Source organism: Actinokineospora alba, assembly GCF_004362515.1.
Taxonomy (GTDB): Bacteria; Actinomycetota; Actinomycetes; order Mycobacteriales; family Pseudonocardiaceae; genus Actinokineospora; species Actinokineospora alba.
This window is the reverse complement of record NZ_SNXU01000001.1, coordinates 3,728,064-3,746,212: the sequence shown is the minus strand read 5'-3', so window position 1 is coordinate 3,746,212 and position 18,149 is coordinate 3,728,064. Positions and strand designations below refer to the sequence as shown.

General features: G+C 68.8%; 16 protein-coding genes. 8 read left to right on the top strand and 8 right to left on the bottom strand.

From position 1 onward, the window contains the following. Positions 1–140: 140 nt before the first annotated feature. The 3 genes from pepN to C8E96_RS17115 are packed head-to-tail and all read left to right on the top strand — an operon-like array spanning position 141 to position 4,503. The gene (gene pepN, locus C8E96_RS17125) at positions 141–2,693 is read left to right on the top strand and encodes an aminopeptidase N (RefSeq protein WP_091372721.1); all 2,553 of its coding nucleotides are present in this window, start codon (positions 141–143) and stop codon (positions 2,691–2,693) included. 56 nt (positions 2,694–2,749) lie between these two features. Next, the gene (locus tag C8E96_RS17120; protein WP_228769771.1) at positions 2,750–3,526 is read left to right on the top strand and encodes a TSUP family transporter; all 777 of its coding nucleotides are present in this window, start codon (positions 2,750–2,752) and stop codon (positions 3,524–3,526) included. A 53-nt stretch (positions 3,527–3,579) separates the two neighbouring features. Further along, positions 3,580–4,503 carry a hypothetical protein gene (locus C8E96_RS17115; protein WP_091372724.1) on the top strand — a complete coding sequence of 308 codons (924 nt, stop codon included), beginning with the start codon at positions 3,580–3,582 and terminating at the stop codon, positions 4,501–4,503. A 47-nt stretch (positions 4,504–4,550) separates the two neighbouring features. On the opposite strand, the gene C8E96_RS17110 is transcribed toward C8E96_RS17115, so the two are convergent. After that, positions 4,551–5,078, bottom strand: coding sequence for a DUF5130 family protein (locus tag C8E96_RS17110; RefSeq protein ID WP_228769772.1), 528 nt, complete (start codon positions 5,076–5,078; stop codon positions 4,551–4,553). Then, the gene (gene ctaJ / locus C8E96_RS17105) at positions 5,065–5,322 is read right to left on the bottom strand and encodes an aa3-type cytochrome oxidase subunit CtaJ (protein WP_091372994.1); all 258 of its coding nucleotides are present in this window, start codon (positions 5,320–5,322) and stop codon (positions 5,065–5,067) included. The genes C8E96_RS17110 and ctaJ overlap by 14 nt, the downstream gene beginning before the upstream one ends. 453 nt (positions 5,323–5,775) lie before the next feature. Here ctaJ and C8E96_RS33740 point away from each other — a divergent pair, with 453 nt between their 5' ends. Beyond that, positions 5,776–6,312, top strand: a complete 537-nt coding sequence (locus C8E96_RS33740) for a hypothetical protein (RefSeq protein ID WP_228772080.1) — start codon at positions 5,776–5,778, stop codon at positions 6,310–6,312. Positions 6,313–6,341: 29 nt separating this feature from the next. Here C8E96_RS33740 and C8E96_RS17095 read toward each other — a convergent pair whose 3' ends face one another. After that, on the bottom strand, positions 6,342–6,980 hold the full coding sequence (locus tag C8E96_RS17095; RefSeq protein ID WP_376771705.1) for an HNH endonuclease: 639 nt from the start codon (positions 6,978–6,980) through the stop codon (positions 6,342–6,344). A gap of 158 nt (positions 6,981–7,138) precedes the next feature. Between C8E96_RS17095 and C8E96_RS17090 the strand changes: the two genes are divergently transcribed. From C8E96_RS17090 to C8E96_RS17075, 4 genes are all read left to right on the top strand, one after another. Then, on the top strand, positions 7,139–8,101 hold the full coding sequence (locus tag C8E96_RS17090) for a mechanosensitive ion channel family protein (RefSeq protein ID WP_091372730.1): 963 nt from the start codon (positions 7,139–7,141) through the stop codon (positions 8,099–8,101). Between the two features lie 24 nt (positions 8,102–8,125). After that, complete coding sequence (locus tag C8E96_RS17085; protein WP_091372732.1) at positions 8,126–8,509, top strand: globin; 384 nt, start codon at positions 8,126–8,128, stop codon at positions 8,507–8,509. Between the two features lie 78 nt (positions 8,510–8,587). Further along, positions 8,588–10,186, top strand: coding sequence for a glycoside hydrolase family 13 protein (locus C8E96_RS17080; RefSeq protein ID WP_091372735.1), 1,599 nt, complete (start codon positions 8,588–8,590; stop codon positions 10,184–10,186). 73 nt (positions 10,187–10,259) lie between these two features. After that, positions 10,260–10,829 (top strand): DUF3558 family protein, encoded by a 570-nt coding sequence (locus C8E96_RS17075; protein ID WP_091372737.1) that lies wholly within the window; start codon positions 10,260–10,262, stop codon positions 10,827–10,829. Here C8E96_RS17075 and C8E96_RS17070 read toward each other — a convergent pair. From C8E96_RS17070 to C8E96_RS17050, 5 genes are all read right to left on the bottom strand, one after another. Continuing rightward, on the bottom strand, positions 10,810–10,986 hold the full coding sequence (locus C8E96_RS17070; protein ID WP_091372739.1) for a DUF397 domain-containing protein: 177 nt from the start codon (positions 10,984–10,986) through the stop codon (positions 10,810–10,812). The two genes, C8E96_RS17075 and C8E96_RS17070, sit on opposite strands and share 20 nt — an antisense overlap. A gap of 6 nt (positions 10,987–10,992) precedes the next feature. Next, positions 10,993–11,838, bottom strand: coding sequence for a helix-turn-helix domain-containing protein (locus tag C8E96_RS17065; protein WP_091372742.1), 846 nt, complete (start codon positions 11,836–11,838; stop codon positions 10,993–10,995). A 76-nt stretch (positions 11,839–11,914) separates the two neighbouring features. After that, entirely contained in the window at positions 11,915–12,547 is a 633-nt protein-coding gene (locus tag C8E96_RS17060) for a hypothetical protein (protein ID WP_091372744.1), read from the bottom strand. Then, the gene (locus tag C8E96_RS17055) at positions 12,540–12,974 is read right to left on the bottom strand and encodes an acyl-CoA thioesterase (RefSeq protein WP_324187455.1); all 435 of its coding nucleotides are present in this window, start codon (positions 12,972–12,974) and stop codon (positions 12,540–12,542) included. The genes C8E96_RS17060 and C8E96_RS17055 overlap by 8 nt, the downstream gene beginning before the upstream one ends. A gap of 100 nt (positions 12,975–13,074) precedes the next feature. Then, a complete protein-coding gene (locus tag C8E96_RS17050) occupies positions 13,075–18,018 on the bottom strand; it encodes an NAD-glutamate dehydrogenase (protein WP_091372747.1) in 4,944 nt (1,647 codons plus the stop codon). Between the last annotated feature and the right edge of the window lie 131 nt (positions 18,019–18,149).

Sequence of the window (18,149 nt, the reverse complement as noted above, 5' to 3'; positions counted from 1 at the left end):
GCCCCCGTCGGCTCCAACCCAGCACTACCCGGAAAGCTTCCCGTGCACTCCTCGCCACCTTGACGCGGTCCCGCGTGATTGGATGCGATTGTCAGTGCCGAGTTCCGCAGTTCCCGCCAACGAGTCGACCGAGGTGTTTAGTGGCCGCGCCCAACCTGACCCGAGACCAAGCCCAACAGCGCGCCGCGCTGCTGGAGGTGGAGTCGTACTCCATCGAGCTGGACCTCACCGACGGCACCGGCCAGCCTGGCGAGACGACCTTCGCCTCGCGCTCGACGGTCCGCTTCGCGAGCCGGGAGGCGGGCGCTTCGACGTTCATCGACCTCGTCGGCGCCGTCGAGTCAGCCGAGCTGAACGGTGTCGCGCTGGATGTGTCCGGCTACGACGAGGAGCAGGGCCTCGCGCTCACCGACCTCGCCGAGTCCAACGAGCTGACCGTCGTCGCCAAGTGCGACTACACCAACACCGGTGAGGGTCTGCACCGCTTCGTCGACCCGGTCGACAAGGGCGTCTACCTGTACACCCAGTTCGAGACGGCCGACGCGAAGCGCATGTTCGCCTGCTTCGACCAGCCCGACCTCAAGGCCGTCTACACGATGACCGTGACCGCGCCGAGTGGCTGGAAGGTCATCTCCAACGCGGCGAGCGCGTCGGCCGAGGAGGCCGCGGGCGCCGTCCGGCACGTGTTCACCACCACCGAGCGGATGTCGACGTACCTGGTCGCGCTGGTCGCGGGCCCGTACGCGGAGTGGCGCGACGAGTTCACCGACGAGTCCGGCACCATCCCGCTCGGCATCTACTGCCGCGCCTCGCTCGCCGAGCACATGGACGCCGACCGGCTGTTCGTCGAGACCAAGCAGGGTTTCGAGTTCTTCCACCGCAACTTCGGTGTGGCCTACCCGTTCGGCAAGTACGACCAGTGCTTCGTGCCGGAGTTCAACGCCGGGGCCATGGAGAACGCCGGCTGCGTGACGTTCCTGGAGGACTACGTCTTCCGCAGCCGCGTCACCCGCTACGCCTACGAGCGTCGCTGCGAGACGGTGCTGCACGAGATGGCGCACATGTGGTTCGGCGACCTGGTCACCATGCGCTGGTGGGACGACCTGTGGCTCAACGAGTCGTTCGCCACCTGGGCGTCGGTGCTCGCGCAGGCCGAGGCCACCGAGTACAAGTACGCGTGGACCAGCTTCGCCAACATCGAGAAGTCGTGGGCATACCGGCAGGACCAGCTCCCGTCGACGCACCCGGTCGCCGCGGACATCCCGGACGTGCAGGCGGTCGAGGTCAACTTCGACGGCATCACCTACGCGAAGGGCGCGAGCGTCCTGAAGCAGCTCGTGGCCTACGTGGGGCTGGATAATTTCCTGTCCGGGCTTCGCGTGTACTTCGACAAGCACGCGTGGGGCAACGCGACGCTGTCCGACCTGCTGGGCGCGCTGGAGCAGGCGTCGGGGCGCGACCTGTCGTGGTGGAGCGCGCAGTGGCTGGAGACCACCGGCCTCAACTCGCTGCGGCCGCGCTTCGAGGTCGACGCGGACGGCAAGTTCACCGAGTTCGCGGTCATGCAGGGTGGTGCGAAGCCCGGCAAGGGCGAGCTGCGCACCCACCGGGTCGCCATCGGCGTCTACGACGACGTCGACGGCAAGCTCGTGCGCACGCACCGGGTGGAGATCGACGTCGAGGGTGACCGCACGGTCGTGCCCGAGCTGGTCGGGGTGCCGCGGGGCAAGCTCGTCCTGGTCAACGACGACGACCTGACCTACTGCACGATGCGGCTCGACACCGGTTCGCTGACCACGCTGATCGACCGGATCGGCGACATCACCGAGCCGCTGCCGCGGACCCTGTGTTGGTCGGCGGCCTGGGAGATGACCCGCGAGGCCGAGCTGAAGGCCCGCGACTTCGTCAGCCTGGTGTGCCATGGCCTGGCCGCGGAGAGCGAGGTCGGCGTGGTGCAGCGGCTGCTGCTGCAGGCGCAGACCGCGATCGCCTCCTACGCCGACACGGCTTGGGTGCCGCAGGGCTGGACCCTGTTCACCGACCGCATCCTGGAGCTGGCCACGTCCGCCGAGGCGGGGTCGGACCACCAGCTGGCGTTCGTGAACTCCCTGGCCGGGTCGGTCCTCGACGACGCCAAGGTCGCGATCCTGCGCGGCTGGTTCGACGGGTCGGCGCCGCTGGAGGGCCTGCTCGTCGACACCGACCTGCGCTGGCGGCTGCTGCACGCGCTCGTCGCCCACGGCGCGGCGGACGACTCGGAGATCGAGGCGGAGCTCAAGACCGACTCCACCGCGACCGGTCACCGGCAGGCCGAGCGGGCCATGGCGCTGCGGCCCACCACGGAGGCCAAGGACGAGGCCTGGCGCCGCGCGGTCCACGACGACGAACTGCCCAACGCGGTGAACGAGGCCATCATCGGCGGCTTCTCCCACCCGGCCCAGCGTGAGCTGCTGGCGCCGTACGCGACGCGGTACTTCGCGGATGTGGCGGACGTGTGGGCGCGGCGGTCGAGCGAGCGGGCCCAGTCGGTCGCGCTGGGGCTGTACCCGGCGTGGGCGGTCACCCAGTCCACAGTGGACGCCTCGGACGCGTGGCTGGCCGACGAGCACCCGCCCGCGCTGCGCAGGCTGGTCTCGGAGGGCCGCGCGGGCATCGTCCGCGCACTGGCGGCCCGGGAGTTCGACGGCTCATAGTGACGGGTTTGAGCGGCGGCCACCGAGAGCTTTCTCGGTGGCCGTCCGCGTCCTTGGTGTTCCTCAGCGGAGCCGCCGTAGGAGTGCTGGGCGGCATGATCGGGCTGGGCGGCGCGGAGTTCCGGCTGCCGCTGCTGATCGGGCTGTTCGGCTTCGCCGCATTGTCCGCGGTGATCCTCAACAAGGCCATGAGCCTGGTGGTCGTCCTCACCGCGCTGCCCGCCCGGCTGGCCGCCGTGCCTGCTGCCGAGTTGGCCGGGCACTGGCAGGTCGCGGTGAACCTGTTGGCGGGCAGCCTCCTCGGCGCGTGGGCGGGCGCGGCGTGGGCGGTGCGGATGCGGACAGGTGCCCTTTACCGGGTCCTCGCCGTGCTTCTGGTGTTGATGGCCGCGGCACTCCTGGCGACCCACGGAGACCTCGCGGCACTCACCCTGCCGACGGGGGTCCGCACGGTCGCGGGCGTGGCGGCCGGATTCGGCATCGGCGTCGTGGCCGCGATCATGGGCGTGGCGGGCGGCGAACTGCTGATCCCGACAATCGTGCTGCTGTACGGCGTCGACATCAAGGTCGCGGGCAGCCTGTCCCTGCTGGTGTCGCTACCGACGATGCTGGTCGCCTTCGCCCGCTACAGCCGCGACCAAAGCTTCGTGGTGCTGCGCGAGAACCTCCGCTTCGTCGTGGTGATGGTCATCGGCTCGATCACCGGCGCGGCACTCGGCGGGCTGCTGGTCGGGGTGGTGCCGGACGCGGTGCTGATCCCCACCCTCGCGGTGATCTTGTCGGTCTCGGCGGTGAAGCTCGCCCGGCACAGGTCGGTCACCGCCGAGCGGTGAATGCGAGACTGACCGGCATCACGCGGCCCCGGCCGCCACATCCTGGGGGATGCATGCTCACCAACGCTGTCCGAGCGCTGGCCGCCGCCTTGGTCCTGACGGGCTGCACAGTCCACGAGGCGGGCTCGCCCGTGCCGGACCCAGCGATGTCCGAGCCCATCACCGCGACCCAGGCGCTCGGGGACCTCGCGACCTTCGACGCCTGCGATCTGGTGTCGGCGCCAGACCTGCTGCCGTTGGGGACGCCGGTCAAGACCACGCCGAACGCCTTGGATAACTGCACATTCACGCTAGACGAGGATGGTCTGATCGAGATCGGCCACCTGACCATGGTCACCCCGGAGCAGCTCACCGAGTGGAAGCCCATTCAGTTGCCCAAGCGACTCGACCTGGCGACTTATCTCGCGGGCGACGACAAATGCGGCGTCGTGCTGAGGTTCGTCGGCGGCGAAGCCATTCAGGTCGCCGTGTCGTTCACGAAGGCGCGCGAGGGCAAGGCCTGCGTGGTGGCGACCGCGACAGCCCGAATGATCGCCGCGCGGATCAGCCAAGGGAAGCCGGTCGGGCGGGCGCACCAGGAGCACGGCTCGCTGCGCGCGATCGATCCGTGCACGTTGATCACTCCGGACATGATCGCCGCGGTGCCCGTGACGGGCGCACCGCGTTCCGGAACTGCCCGCCACGACTGCCGGGTCGGCGGGACCGACGGGCCGCGGCTCACGGTCTCGTTCACCGCGGACAAATCCGTTGTCGTGCGGCCGGACAACCCGATCCGGTCGACTATCGCAGGCCGGATCTCGCTGACCCAGTCCCGTGACGGCAAGTGTTTCGTCCTTACCGAGCACGTGTCGCTGGGCCGAGCGGTGCTCCCCAACGGTCATGAGCAGGCGCGAGTCGAGGTCGTTGCGCCCGGAGACGCGTGCGCGTCGGCGAAGGCCGTCGCCGGGCTGCTGTGGCCGAAGCTGCCGTCGAGATGAGAAAGGCCCGGACCACCACCGTGGTCCGGGCCTTCTTCGCTGTTGGCTCAGTGCTTGCGGCCCGCCTGGTCGCTCAGCATGCGCAGGGCGCTGATGAGGCCGCCGATGAGGTCGCCCTCCTTGAACGACGCGACCATGCTCATCACCGCGAGGTTGCAGCCGCGGTCGGAGACGCGCCGGGAGGCTTCCTCACCGGTGACGATCTCGACCTTGCGCTGACCGGGCGACGCGGCGATCAGGACCGACTCGGTCGACGCGTGGCCGATTCGGGTGTGCAGCTCCTCCGCGCGGGCGCGGGGGTCGTCACCCAGGTCACCTAGGTAGACGCTGAAGCCGAGGCCCGTGGCGCGCGCCGACAGCGTCAGCGCCTCGTCGAGGCGGGTCAGCTGGACCGGGGTGAAGGGCAGGCCGGGGGCGACGGGCTCCTTGGCCCGGGCGACGGACAACCGGCCGCTGCCGGTGACCACGACGCCGTAGCCGTGCTCGACGTCCTCGACGAGGTGAGTGCCGTCCTCGACGAGCTGAGTGCCGTCTTGCTGAGTGTTGTCCTGGCGGACGAGCTCACCAGCTGCCACGGGCACCTCCCTTGGCCGTGCGCCGGAGCGCGGTGTCGTCATCGTGGGCGGGGGCCGCGGAAGCGTGGCCCGCGTCCAGGCCCGCCGGGTTGGCCGTCCACCAGACCGGGGGGTGCTCCCACTCCTGGCCGGGGCGGTAACGAGGCGTCTTGGCGAAGTTTTCGCGCAGCGTCATCAGGGCGATCACGCCGTAGATGACCAGCGGAATCCCCGCGAAGACGAGAAGTGTCTCGACAAGCGTCACGGGCGATACGGTATCCGACGACTGGGTGACCTCGCCGCCCACTCCCATACCCGGTCAGGTGTCCCACAATCGAGCGTCCGCTATAGCGAATGTTGCTCCGTGTGAGCGGTTGGTGCTCTCCTGGTAACGCCAATCCCCCGAGTGACGTCCTAACACTTAGCTCGTTGAGCCTATTGAAGTCGAGCGAACAGCCCCAACTGGGGATATGTGACGGCTTCCAGCGGGTTGACGTCTTGTCGGTTACGCAGCAGGGTCATAGCTTTCACCTATACGGCTCTTGCGCAGTCGATTGACCATCGTTCTGTAGTGCGACCGCCTCCGGGAGGACACTCCATGTACACAAATTCTTCGTTCGTCCACGCAACCATGGTCACCCTAATGGATGAGCCTGTGCACGAGATGATCTCCGGAACGCGGGTGACCAGGGGCACGAGGGTCACGCGAGGCACTCGGGTGACGAGCGAGGAACGGGGCACGCGGGTCACCCGCGGCACCCGGGTCACGGCCGAGCAGCAGGGCACCAGGGTCACCTGCGGTACCCGAGTCACCAGGGGCACCCGAGTCACCCGGGGAACGCGCGTCACCGCCGAGGACCGAGGCACCCGCGTGACCCGTGGAACCCGTGTCACGGCCGAGGACCGCGGAACGCGAGTCACCCGCGGAACCCGTGTGACGGCTCAGGAGCGCGGCACCCGTGTGACCCGAGGAACTCGCGTCACCGCCGAGGACCGCGGCACCCGCGTCACCCGAGGAACCCGCGTCACCGCTGAGCACCGCGGCACCCGCGTCACGCGCGGAACCCGCGTCACCAGCCAGGAGCGCGGCACGCGAGTCACCCGCGGAACGCGCGTCACCGCCGAGCACCGCGGAACCCGCGTCACCAGGGGCACCCGCGTGACGCTTCAGGAGCGCGGCACCCGCGTCACGCGCGGGACCCGGGTCACCTCCGGGACTCGCGTCACCGGTGGCACCCGCGTCACCTGCGCCTGATCGGTCTTCCCAAGTCTTACGCGGCAGTCTTACGCGGCGGGCTCGCCCAGGTAGGGCAGCCACAGCGGGTCGGCGTCGGTGACCCCGGCCAACAGCCGCCAGTGCGTCCCTCGCGGCGCGTTGGGCACCACCCGCAGGCGCCAGCCAAGCTCGCTGAGGAGCCGGTCCGCCTTCTTGTGGTTGCACTTCGCGCAGGAGGCCACGCAGTTCTGCCAGGTGTGGGGGCCACCCCGACTCCGCGGGATCACGTGGTCGATCGTCTCCGCCCGACCCCCGCAGTACGCGCAGCGGTAGCGGTCGCGGTGCATCAGCCCGGCCCGGGTGAGCGGCACCCGCCCCCGGTAGGGCACGCGCACGTAGTTGCTCAGCCGAATCACCGACGGAACCATCACGCTCGACGTCGCCGAGTGCACCACGAGACCCGCCGGGTCACCGTGCACGACCTCCGCCTTGCCACACACCACGAGGACCACCGCACGCCGCAGCGGGAGCGCGGTGAGCGGCTCGAAAGTGGTGTTGAGCAGGAGGACTCGGCGCCTGCCCCACGACGGTAACGACGCTGTGGGGGCGCGCGCGGGAGCCAGCGCGGGGCCCGTATTGGACGGGCACAGCGTTGTCCGCGGCGCGTGCAGTGACGCGCCGATAGGAGTCGGTTGTCGGTCGTGCACTCGACCACCTCCACCGGTGCCCCCTAAGTCGACCACAGAACGACCCCGAAACGCACGTGTGTTATGTGACGTGTCGCTCATCACGACCCGAAAAGTCGATGAACGATCGACCGGACCGCCTTCGACGGCTCACACGATCGTGGCTATCGTCGGCGCCGATGAATCCGCTCCCTTTCGCCCTAGAACCGCCCAAGTGCGTCGACACCGACGCCTGGTGCAAGCAGGTCTTCGACCTGACCCACAACCAGTGGCTCGCGGCCTCCGCGAACTGGCTGGTCGCCAAGCCCATCAAGATCGTGATGATCCTGCTCATCGCGTTCGTCATCCGGCTGATCGCCAGGCGCCTCATCGAGCGTCTGACCTCGGGCAACGGCAAGATGCCCAGGCTGCTGCGGCCGCTGCGCGAGCGCGCGCCCCAGGCGCTGACGATGCTCAGCGAGCGCCGGTCGCAACGCGCCAAGACGATCGGGTCGGTGCTGAACTCGATCCTGTCGTTCGCGATCTACGGCCTGGCGTTCATCCTGATCCTCGGCGAGCTCGGCGTGAACCTGGCGCCGATCATCGCCTCGGCGGGCATCGTCGGTGTCGCGCTCGGCTTCGGCGCCCAGCACCTGGTCAAGGACTTCCTGTCCGGCATCTTCATGATGTTGGAGGACCAGTACGGCGTCGGCGACAACGTCAACCTCGGTGAGGCCATCGGCACGATCGAGGCGGTCGGCCTGCGGGTCACCACGCTGCGCGACGTCAACGGCACTGTCTGGTACGTGCGCAACGGCGAGATCCTGCGGGTCGGGAACTCCAGCCAGGGCTTCGCGGTCGCGGTGCTCGACCTGCCGGTCGGCTACAGCGCCGATGTGGATCAGGTCACGACCATCCTGAGCCGCGTCGCGGCCGAGGTGGCCGCCGACGAGACGTTCTCCAAGGACGTCATCGAGCCACCGGAAGTCCTCGGTGTGGAGAAGGTCACCCCGGAGAGCATCACCATCCGGATGACCGTGAAGGTGCGCCCGGGCAGGCAGTACGCGGTACAGCGGGCGCTTCGCGCGCGCGCGATGGCCGCCGTGGAGGAGGCCGGGATCCAGCCGCCGCTGGGCAGACTGTTCCCCCAGTCCCCCGCCTAGCCGACCGTAAGCGAGGATGGAGCCGTGGCCACACCCGAGAACTTCTTCGACGCCGTCGGTGGCGAGGCGACCTTCCGCAAAATCGTCGGGCGGTTCTACGCCGAGGTCGCCAAGGACGAGGTTCTGCTCCCGCTGTACCCGGAGAAGGATCTCGGCCCCGCGGAGGAGCGGCTGGTGCTGTTCCTCATGCAGTACTGGGGCGGCCCGCACACGTACTCCGAACAGCGCGGACACCCGCGGCTGCGGATGCGCCACCAGCCGTTCACCATCGGCCCGATCGAACGGGACGCTTGGCTGCGGTGCATGCGGGTAGCCGTGGACGAGGCGGGGCTGCGTCCCGAGCATCGCGACCAGCTCTGGCAGTACCTGGAGATGGCCGCGAACAGCATGCTCAACAGCTGGGTCTGACCGGTCCCGGAAAGACAACGGCTCGGTCTGATCGATTCCGGCGGAGTCCGACACTGGCGAATGGCAGGATGAACGATCGTGCGACGTACCGCGGACTCCCCCGAAGCTGGTCCCCCGGTGTCCCCGTGGTGGCAGGACGCGGTGTTCTACCAGGTCTACGTCCGTTCCTTCGCTGATTCCGACGGTGACGGCGTGGGCGACCTGGAGGGCATCAGATCCAGGCTCGGCTACCTCGAACTGCTCGGCGTGGACGCTCTCTGGCTGACCCCGTTCTTCCGCTCCCCGATGGCCGACCACGGCTACGACGTCGCCGACCCGCGCGATGTCGACCCGCTCTTCGGTGACCTGGCGGCGTTCGACCGCCTGGTCGCCGACACCCACAACCACGGGATGAAGATCACGATCGACCTGGTGCCCAACCACACCAGCGATCAGCACCCGTGGTTCCAGGACGCGCTGCGCGCGGGGCCGGGCAGCCGGGAGCGCGAGCGCTACCACTTCCGCGACGGCCTCGGCCCGGACGGTTCGACACCGCCGAACAACTGGACCAGCGTCTTCGGCGGTCCCGCGTGGACGCGGGTGCGCGACGGCCAGTGGTACCTGCACCTGTTCGCACCGCAGCAGCCGGACCTGAACTGGGAACACTCCGATGTGCGCGCCGACCTCGTGCAAACGCTGCGGTTCTGGCTGGACCGCGGGGTGGACGGGTTCCGCATCGACGTCGCGCACGGCATGGCGAAGCCCGCGGGTCTGCCGGACATGGACCCGGCCGCGGTCGCGGTCATGGCGGGCTCGCAGCCGCCGGACTTCATCGACATGCGCTTCGACAACGACGAGGTGCACGACATCCACCGGCTGATCCGCAAGGTCCTCGACGGCTACCCGGGGACCATGGCCGTCGGCGAGATCTGGGTCGACCAGGAAGACCGGTTCGCGGCGTACGTGCGGCCGGACGAGCTGCACCTGGGCTTCAACTTCAAACTGGTGGAAGCCGAGTTCGACGCCGACTCGGTGCGTCGCGCGATCGACCGTTCCCTGGCCGCCGTGGAGTCCACTGGCTCCCCTGCGACCTGGACGCTGTCCAACCACGACGTGGTGCGTCATGTGACCCGCTACGGCGGCGGGGAACTGGGGACGCGCCGGGCGCGCGCGATGGCTCTGGTGGAGCTGGCGCTGCCGGGAACGACGTATATCTACAACGGCGAAGAGTTGGGCCTGCCCAACGTGGATCTGCCGGACTGGGCGCTGCAGGACCCCACCTGGGAGCGCTCGGGCCACACCCAGCGCGGCCGGGACGGGTGCCGGGTGCCGCTGCCGTGGGAGGGCGAGATCCCGTCGTACGGGTTCTCGCGCGCGGGGGCGGCGTGGCTGCCGATGCCGCCGCAGTGGGGAACGTTGACGGTGGAGAAGCAGCTTGAGGACCCGGAGTCCATGCTGTCGCTGTACCGGCACGCGTTGGAGATCCGGAAGACGGCCCAGGGCTTCGGCGGGGACGAGCTGGAGTGGTACGGCGCCCCGCCTGGGTGCTTCGCGTTCCGCCGCAAGGGTGGCGGGTTGATCTGCGCGCTGAACACGTCGGCGGCCTCGGTGCCGCTGCCGCCTGGGGAGATCTTGCTGTCGAGCGGGCCGATGGACGGGAACCAGCTGCCGCCGGAGACGTCGGTCTGGCTGGTCTGATCGCGCGCGGGAGCAGCGGCTGGGATAACTTCAGCCTGGTTGATCAAGCGGCGCCGGACGATCAGGACGAGGTATGGCCGGGATTCGGCAAGGGATGCTCTTCTTCACGGCCATCGCCCTCACGGGCTGTTCGAGCCCGCCCGCGCCAACGCCCGCGTCGCCCACCAAGTTGGACGTTCCCTCGGTGGCCAAACCCTTGGACACCAAGAGCTTCACCGACGACCCATGCGCCATGCTGACCGCGGAAGATCGCACGCAACTCGGGCTGCCCACCGCCGAGAAGAACGACGAGCTTGGCCGGGCCGCCTGCGACCTGCATGCGGAGGCTGCCGGGCAGAAGCCGCTGGAGTACCTGCGGGTGCAGATCATGACCACTCGGGGACTCAAGGGAGTGACCGCCCAGTGCGGCACGTCCGAGGCCGCCCGGTGCGTCGGGTGGGTGGTCGACTCGGTGGAGGGCTATCCGGTGATCAGGGCCAATGGGGAGCTGGAGGCGAAGTACGGGGCGTGCAAGGAGTTCCTCGGGATCTCCGAGCAAGCCGTGATCCTGATCAACGACGTGCGGACGGGCAGTGCGTCGGCTCCTGACTGCTCGCGGGCAGACCGAACCGCGGCGATGGTGATCAGGACTTTGACGCCGTAGCGGCGACCCGTTCCCATGCGGTTTCAGGGAAGATCAGGACGCCACCCGGGTGCTTGGAATCCCGCACAGCCACCAGACCCGGCACTCGCGTGATCTCCACGCAGTCGCCGCCGCCGCTGCGGCTGGACTTTCGCCACTCTGCGTGACCAAGATCCATCTTGTTTCACTCCCTGCCATATGCCGAAACCAAGCGCCGGAGGAACTTCACCGATTCGGCTGAACTGAGCGCGACCTTCATCAGGCTATCGGTCGTTTCACAATACGGGCGGACCTCGTGCACGGCATCGAGAAACATCGATGACTGGATCAGCTCGAGGTAGACGATGGACTCGCCCTTGGTGAAGTCGAGTTGGATGAAGCTGCCATCGAGGCCTGGGTGCGAACCGTGGTCGAACGGGATGATCCGAATATCCACGTTGGGGCGGTCGGCCATGTGAATGATGTGTTGGCACTGCTCAGCCATCAGTTCACGGCTGCCGGTGGTGCGCCGCAGGGCGGCTTCATCGATGATCGCCACGTAGTCCGGCGGGTTCCGCTTGAACAGGACCTGCTGCCGCTCCAACCGGGCCGCGACCATCTCTTTCCGTTTGTCGGCGGGGAATCCCACCGAGATGAGCGCGGTGCGCATATAGGCGGCGGTCTGCAGGAATCCGGGGATTCGCAGCATCGCGGAGTTGACGATGCGGGCGGCATCCGACTCGAAACTGGTCAGCGCGCGCACATGCAGAGGCAGGCCGTCACCGTCGGTCTCGCGCCAGCCTGACAGGTTCGCGTTCCTCGCCAGGACAAGGATTCTGGCCCGGTCCGCGCCGGTCACGCCGTATACCGCGAGCAGCGCGGCCACATCCTCGGCGGTGATCTCCCGGAGTGCGTTCTCCATCCGGTTCAAAGTCGCGATGGACATGCCGACGCGTTTTGCTACTTGGCGGGTGGTCAGTTCCGCCCTGGCGCGTAGGGCCTTGAGTTCCGCCGCTAGCCCCCGATTACGGGCTGTGCCGTGCTTGGTCATGCCGCGATCTCACCAGCGGACACCGTCACCGGCCACCGCGTGATCAGCGGTACCGTTCCGGCCCCTGAAACGCCCGTCAGACCAACAGCGGCAACAACGCGTGCCTCCGGCGCACCACAGCCCCATACCGAGCATCCAGACGCATCCACGAGTCCGTCGCGGTCACCCGGATGCTGTCCTCATCGCCCTCCGCCAGGAAACCCATCCCCGACAGCGCGAAAAGACACCGCAGCGGCACCTTGACCTCAAGGCCGTCGCCCTTCACGGTCAGCACCGGCTGGTCCAGCAGCGACGCCGGTGGGGTGCCCTGCGGGCCCACGTTCTCCCGCGCGACCGCCAAGCCCTTGTCCGCGAGGTCCGACACCAACCGCGCCGGCAGCTTGTCCACGATCTGCCAGTGCTGCGTGGGCGGCAGCGCGGAACGCCACTGCATGTCGCGGGACGGGCCCGGGTCGATCTGGTCGCCCTGAACGACCGCCAGGCCCGCCAGGAGTTCGTTGCCGAACACCGTCATGTCCTTGGGCTCGATGGAGCCGCGTGCGGTGCGAGTCGCCAAGACGTCGAATGGGGTGGCGACCCAGGCGTCGATCAAGCCGCCTTCGCGGCCTTTCAACCGGACCACGGCCTGCGGGTCCAACCGCACCGCGCGGGCCACGAAAGCGCCGAGGTCGGCGCGCTCGGACGGGTCTGCGAACGAAAGTTCAGACATTGGGGACTCCATTGCCGCCGTTGTGCCACGCGGCGAGGAAATCGCGTTCCGCGTCGGTGATTCGGCGGGGCTTGCCGTTCACCAAATCAAAGGGGGCGAGTGTCGTGGAAGCGGTGACCGCCACGGAATCAGTTTCCTTCGGACCGCTGCGAACCACGTAATCAAGGATGAAAGACGCGCCGCGGATCTCCCGGACCGACAGCTCGATCCGCACCGAACCGCCCGTAGCGAACAGGGGCTCGTGGTAGTTCACCGACAGCTTCGCGATGACCACGCCCGCGGCCATGTCGTTGGCGCCGTGCAGGCTCGCCTCGTGGAAGAGGAGATCCACGCGGGCCTCTTCGAGCAGGGTCACGGTGCTCGCGTGGTTGATGTGCCCGAAGGCATCCATGTCCGACCAGCGCGGCCGTATCTCCGAGACGAACACACCCACAGCGTCACCCTTCAGCAGCCAACCCACAAAACCCTACCCAACGCGCGAGTGGCCCCTTCCGAAAGAATTCTCGGAAGGGGCCACTCTCAGCGTGTCAACGCACCATGCTGCGGATCTGTCGGGCGGCCACCGACAGCGTGGCCAGGTCGAACGTGCCCGAGTTGTAGATCTCCGCGAGGGACGCACGGGCCCGCGACAGGCGCGAGGCGTTCCCGTGTTCCCACGCGGCGATCTTCTCGTCGGCCGAGTCGCCCGGGTCGCTCTGGCGCAGGACGTCCAACGTGATCGCGCGCAGCGAGCCGTAGAAGTCGTCTCGCAACGCCAGGCGGGCCAGGGCGTGCCAGCGGTTGCCACGCTCCAACGCGCTGACGGCGGTCAGCATCGCGTCGATGTTGAGGTGATCCGAGAGGGCGAAGTACAGATCCGCTGTCTCCAGCGCGCTTCGCTCGTCGTAGCCCTCGTCGCGCTCCGCCAGTTCGGCGACCTCGATGATGTCGAGCAGGCAGTACCAGTCGAGCATCGCCGAGATCCGCTTGGCGAGGTCCTCCGGCGCTCCCCCGGCGATCATCTGCGCGGCGTCGGCCTCCGCCTCTTCGCGCGCGCTCCCGCGAAGCAAACCACTGACGTGCTGACTCAAATTGCCGACAGCGTCGTGGAAGCGGGTGATCTCCGCGCCCACGGCCAGCGGCTGCGGCCGGTTGGTCAGCAGCCAGCGCGACGCGCGGTCGAGCAGGCGGCGGGTGGCGAGGACCATCTGGTCGGCGATATCGGTCGCGACCACGTTGTCGAGCGCCGCGATCTCCTCCCACACCGCGGGCAGGTCATAGACCCGCGTGGCGACAGCGAACGCCCGGACCGCGTCGGTCGGGCTCGCGCTGATCTCCTCGGCGAGCCGGTAGGCATACGAGATGCCCGCGCCGTCGACGACCTCGTTGACCAGCAGGGTCGTGGTGATCTGCCTGCTCAGCGGGTGGCTGCCGATCGCCTTGCCGAACCGGTCGCGCAGCTGGGTCGGGAAGTACTCCGGGAGCCTGCGGGCGAACACGTCCTGGTCGGGCAGCTCGGAAGCGAGCACCTTCTCCTTGAGCGACAGCTTCACGTGGGCGAGCAGCGTGGCCAACTCGGGCGAGCTCAGCGAGTCGCCCGCCTTGTCCATCGCCTTGAACTGCTCCCGCGTGGGCAGCGCCTCGAGGCGCCGGTCGAGGCCGCTGTCGCGCTCCAGCGACTCGACCAGGCGCGCGTGCACCGACAGCATCGGCGCGGCGTGGGCGCGGCTGACGCCGAGCACCGCGTTCTGCCGGTAGTTGTCGGCCAGCACCAGGTCGGCGACCTCGTCGGTCATCTCGGCCAGGATGGCGTTGCGCTGCTCGCCGTCGAGTTCGCTGTCGCGGCACAGCTCGTCGAGCAGGATCTTGATGTTGACCTCATGGTCGGAGCAGTCGACACCGGCCGAGTTGTCCAGGGCGTCGGTGTTGACCTTGCCGCCGGAGCGGGCGAACTCGATGCGGCCGCGCTGGGTCAGGCCCAGGTTGCCGCCCTCGCCGACGACCTTGACCCGCAGCGCGGAGCCGTCGACCCGGATGGCGTCGTTGGCCTTGTCGCCCACATCGGCGTGCGACTCCGTTGAGGCCTTGACGTAGGTGCCGATGCCGCCGTTCCACAGCAGGTCGACCTCGGCGAGCAGGATCGCGTTCATCAGCTCCTGCGGCGAGAGCTTCTCGACTCCCTCCGGCAGGCTCAGCGCCCGCGCCGCCTGCGGGCTGATCGGGATCGACTTGAGGCTGCGCGGCCACACGCCGCCGCCCTCGCTGATCAGCGTGCGGTCGTAGTCGTCCCACGACGAGCGCGGCAGCTCGAAGAGTCGCTTGCGCTCGGCGAACGCGGCCGCCGTGGTGGGCTCCGGGTCGATGAAGATGTGCCGGTGGTCGAACGCGGCGACCAGGCGGATGTGCTCCGAGAGCAGCATGCCGTTGCCGAAGACGTCACCGGACATGTCGCCGACGCCGACCACGGTGAACGGCTGGGTCTGGGTGTCGAGGCCCAGCTCCCGGAAGTGCCGCTTCACGCTCTCCCACGCGCCGCGGGCGGTGATGCCCATGGCCTTGTGGTCGTAGCCGACCGAGCCGCCGCTCGCGAACGCGTCGCCCAGCCAGAAGCCGTAGCTCTTGGCGACCTCGTTGGCGATGTCGGAGAACGTCGCGGTGCCCTTGTCGGCGGCGACGACCAGGTAGGTGTCGTCGGCGTCGTAGCGGACGACGTCCTTGGCCGGGACGACCTTGCCGGTCTCCAGGTTGTCGGTCAGGTCGAGCAGGCCGGAGATGAACATGCGGTAGCAGGCGATGCCCTCGGCCATGAAGGCCTCACGGTCGGCGACCGGGTCGCCGGTGGGGGCGGCGGGCTTCTTCACGAAGAAGCCGCCCTTCGCGCCGACCGGCACGATCACCGCGTTCTTGACCGCCTGCGCCTTGACCAGACCCAGCACCTCGGTGCGGAAGTCCTCCCGACGGTCGGACCAGCGCAGACCGCCGCGCGCGACCGAACCGAAGCGCAGGTGGACACCCTCCACCCGCGGGGAGCAGACGAAGATCTCGAACCGCGGACGCGGCTCGGGCAACTCGGGGACCGCGCGGGGCTCCAGCTTGATCGCCAGGTAGGACCGCAGCCTGCCCTGGGCGTCGCGGACGAAGTAGTTCGTGCGCAGCGTCGCCCGGATCAGGGTGAGCAGGCTGCGCAGGATCCGGTCCTCGTCGAGGCTGGTCACGCTGTCGATCAGCGTGGTGATCTCGGCGATCCGGTGCTCGATCTGGCTGCGCCGCTCGGCTTCCGGGGAGGCCGGGTCGAAGCTGGCCTCGAACAGGCCGACCAGCGCGGTCGCGACCTGGGTGTGGGCCAGGACGGCGTCCTCGATGTACTCCTGGCTGTAGGGCGTGCCCGCCTGGCGCAGGTAGCGCGAGTAGGCGCGCAGGACCGACGCCTGCCGCCAGGTCAGACCGCCGCGCAGGACGAGGGCGTTGAAGTTGTCGGACTCCGCGTCACCGCGCCAGGTGGCGGCGAACGCCTCCTGGAAGTCGACCTTGAGCGCGTCGATCTGCTCGGTGGTGCGGCTCTCCAGCACACTCGGCTCGATGCGCAGGCCGAAGTCGTAGATCCACCAGCGCTCGCCGTCCTCGCGGTGCAGCTCGTACGGGCGCTCGTCGATGACCTCGACGCCCATCTGCTGCAGCATCGGCAGCACCTTCGACAGGGTCACGCCCTCGCCCGCGAGGTAGAGCTTGAAGCGGCGCTCCCCCGGCTCGGCGTCCTCGGGGACGTAGAACGACATGTCAAGGTCGTGATCGTCCCGCAGGCCCTGCAGTTTGCGCAGGTCGGCCAGGGCGTCGGTGGCGTCGAAGTCTTCCTTGTACGCCTCGGGGAACACACTCGCGAAGCGCTGGCCCAGCTCGGTGGGCGACTCGCTGTCGCTGTGGTCGCGGCCCTCGCTGAAGACGGCCTCGACCATGCGGTCGTCCCAGCTGCGGACCGCCTCGGTGAGCCGGTCCTGGATGCGCGCGACGTCCGGGTCGACGGTGCTGCCCGGGTCGGTGTGGACGATGAAGTAGACCTGCGCGAGCGGGGTCTCGCCGACGCGGGTGCTGAACTCCAGGTTGGTGCCGTTGAGCTCGTCCAGGAGCACTTCCTGCATCGCGACCCGGGTGGTGGTCGTGTAGCGGTCGCGCGGGAGGAAGACCAGGCACGAGAAGAAGCGGCCGTACGGGTCCTTGCGGAGGAACAGGCGCAGCCTGCGTCTGTCGGCCAGCGCGATGACACCGGTCGCGGTCGAGTACAGGGAGTCCGCCGTGGTGGAGAACAGCTCCGCGCGGGGCCAGTTCTGGATGAGCTCCAGCATCCGCTGGCCGGAGTACGACTCCATCGGGAACCCGGCGCGGTGGATGACCTCGCGGACGCGGCGCTCGACGACGGGGATGTCGAGGACGTCCTCGTGCAGGGCGTTCGTGGTGAACACGCCGAGGAAGCGGTGCTCGCCGGTGGCGTTGCCGTCCGCGTCGAAGGTCTTGACGCCCACGAAATACGGGTACGTGGAGCGGTGGACCGTGGACGGGGCGCTGGCCTCGGTCAGGACGAGCAGGCTCGGCGCGAGCGCCCGCTCCGCGCGGTCGGGACCGGCGGTGAGGCTGCGGGAGGCGAGGCTGTCCTGGCGCAGGACACCCAGCCCGGTGGCCAGCACGGCGCGCAGGGCGGGGTCGCCCTCGGCCTCGACCAGCTCGTAGTGCCGGTAGCCGAGGAAGGTGAAGTGGCCCTGGGCGAGCCAGCGCAGCAGCGCGGCGCCGTCGGCGATCTGCTCGGCCTCCAGCGACGGCGGGTCGGCCTCCAGCTGGTCAGCGAGCGCGAGAGCGGTGCTGATCATGCGGTCGGTGTCCTCGACGACCTCGCGGACGTCGTTGAGCACCGACAGCAGGCTGTTCTCGATCTCGCGGGCGCGGTCGGCGTCGGAGACGAGGTCGACCTCGATGTACATCCACGACTCGGCGAACGTGCCCTCGGGCGGGTCGTCCGGGTCGCAGGTGGGCAGGACTTCCCGCAGCCCCCCGGCGACATCGCGGCGGACCACGACGATGGGGTGCACCACCCGCTGAACCTGCACGCCGCTGCGCACGAGCTCAGCGGAGACGGACTCCACGAGGTAGGGCATGTCGTCGGTGACGAGCTGGACGACGGAGCCTGGGGTGCTCCAGCCGTCCTGGCCGGAGTTGGGGTTCACCATGCGGACGGCAGGGCGGCCCTTGACCCGGTTCTCCGCCAGCTGCGCGTGCGACCGCACGGCGCCGACAAGGTCCACGGGGTCGTCGTCCAGCACCTCTTCCGGCGGGATGTACCGGTAGTAGAGGCGAATCAGGTCAGCGATGTCGGGCGCTTGCTCCGCGGCCCGCTCGATGAGTTCGTCTCGGATTTGTTCGGGGCTGACCGGCCGTCCGTCGGACGCCGAACCGTCGACGCTGACGGCTCCGTCGGTGCGGGACGAAATTCCAGTCGAGGTCATTTTCAGGCGACTCCACGCTAGGTGGCACGCCGGTGTGCCACATGCAACCCACACACTAGTGCCGCCGTGGGGGGCTTCGGGCAGCACCGGGGGCGGTCGTTGGATGCTGTCGGAAGTTGTTGCCGATAGTG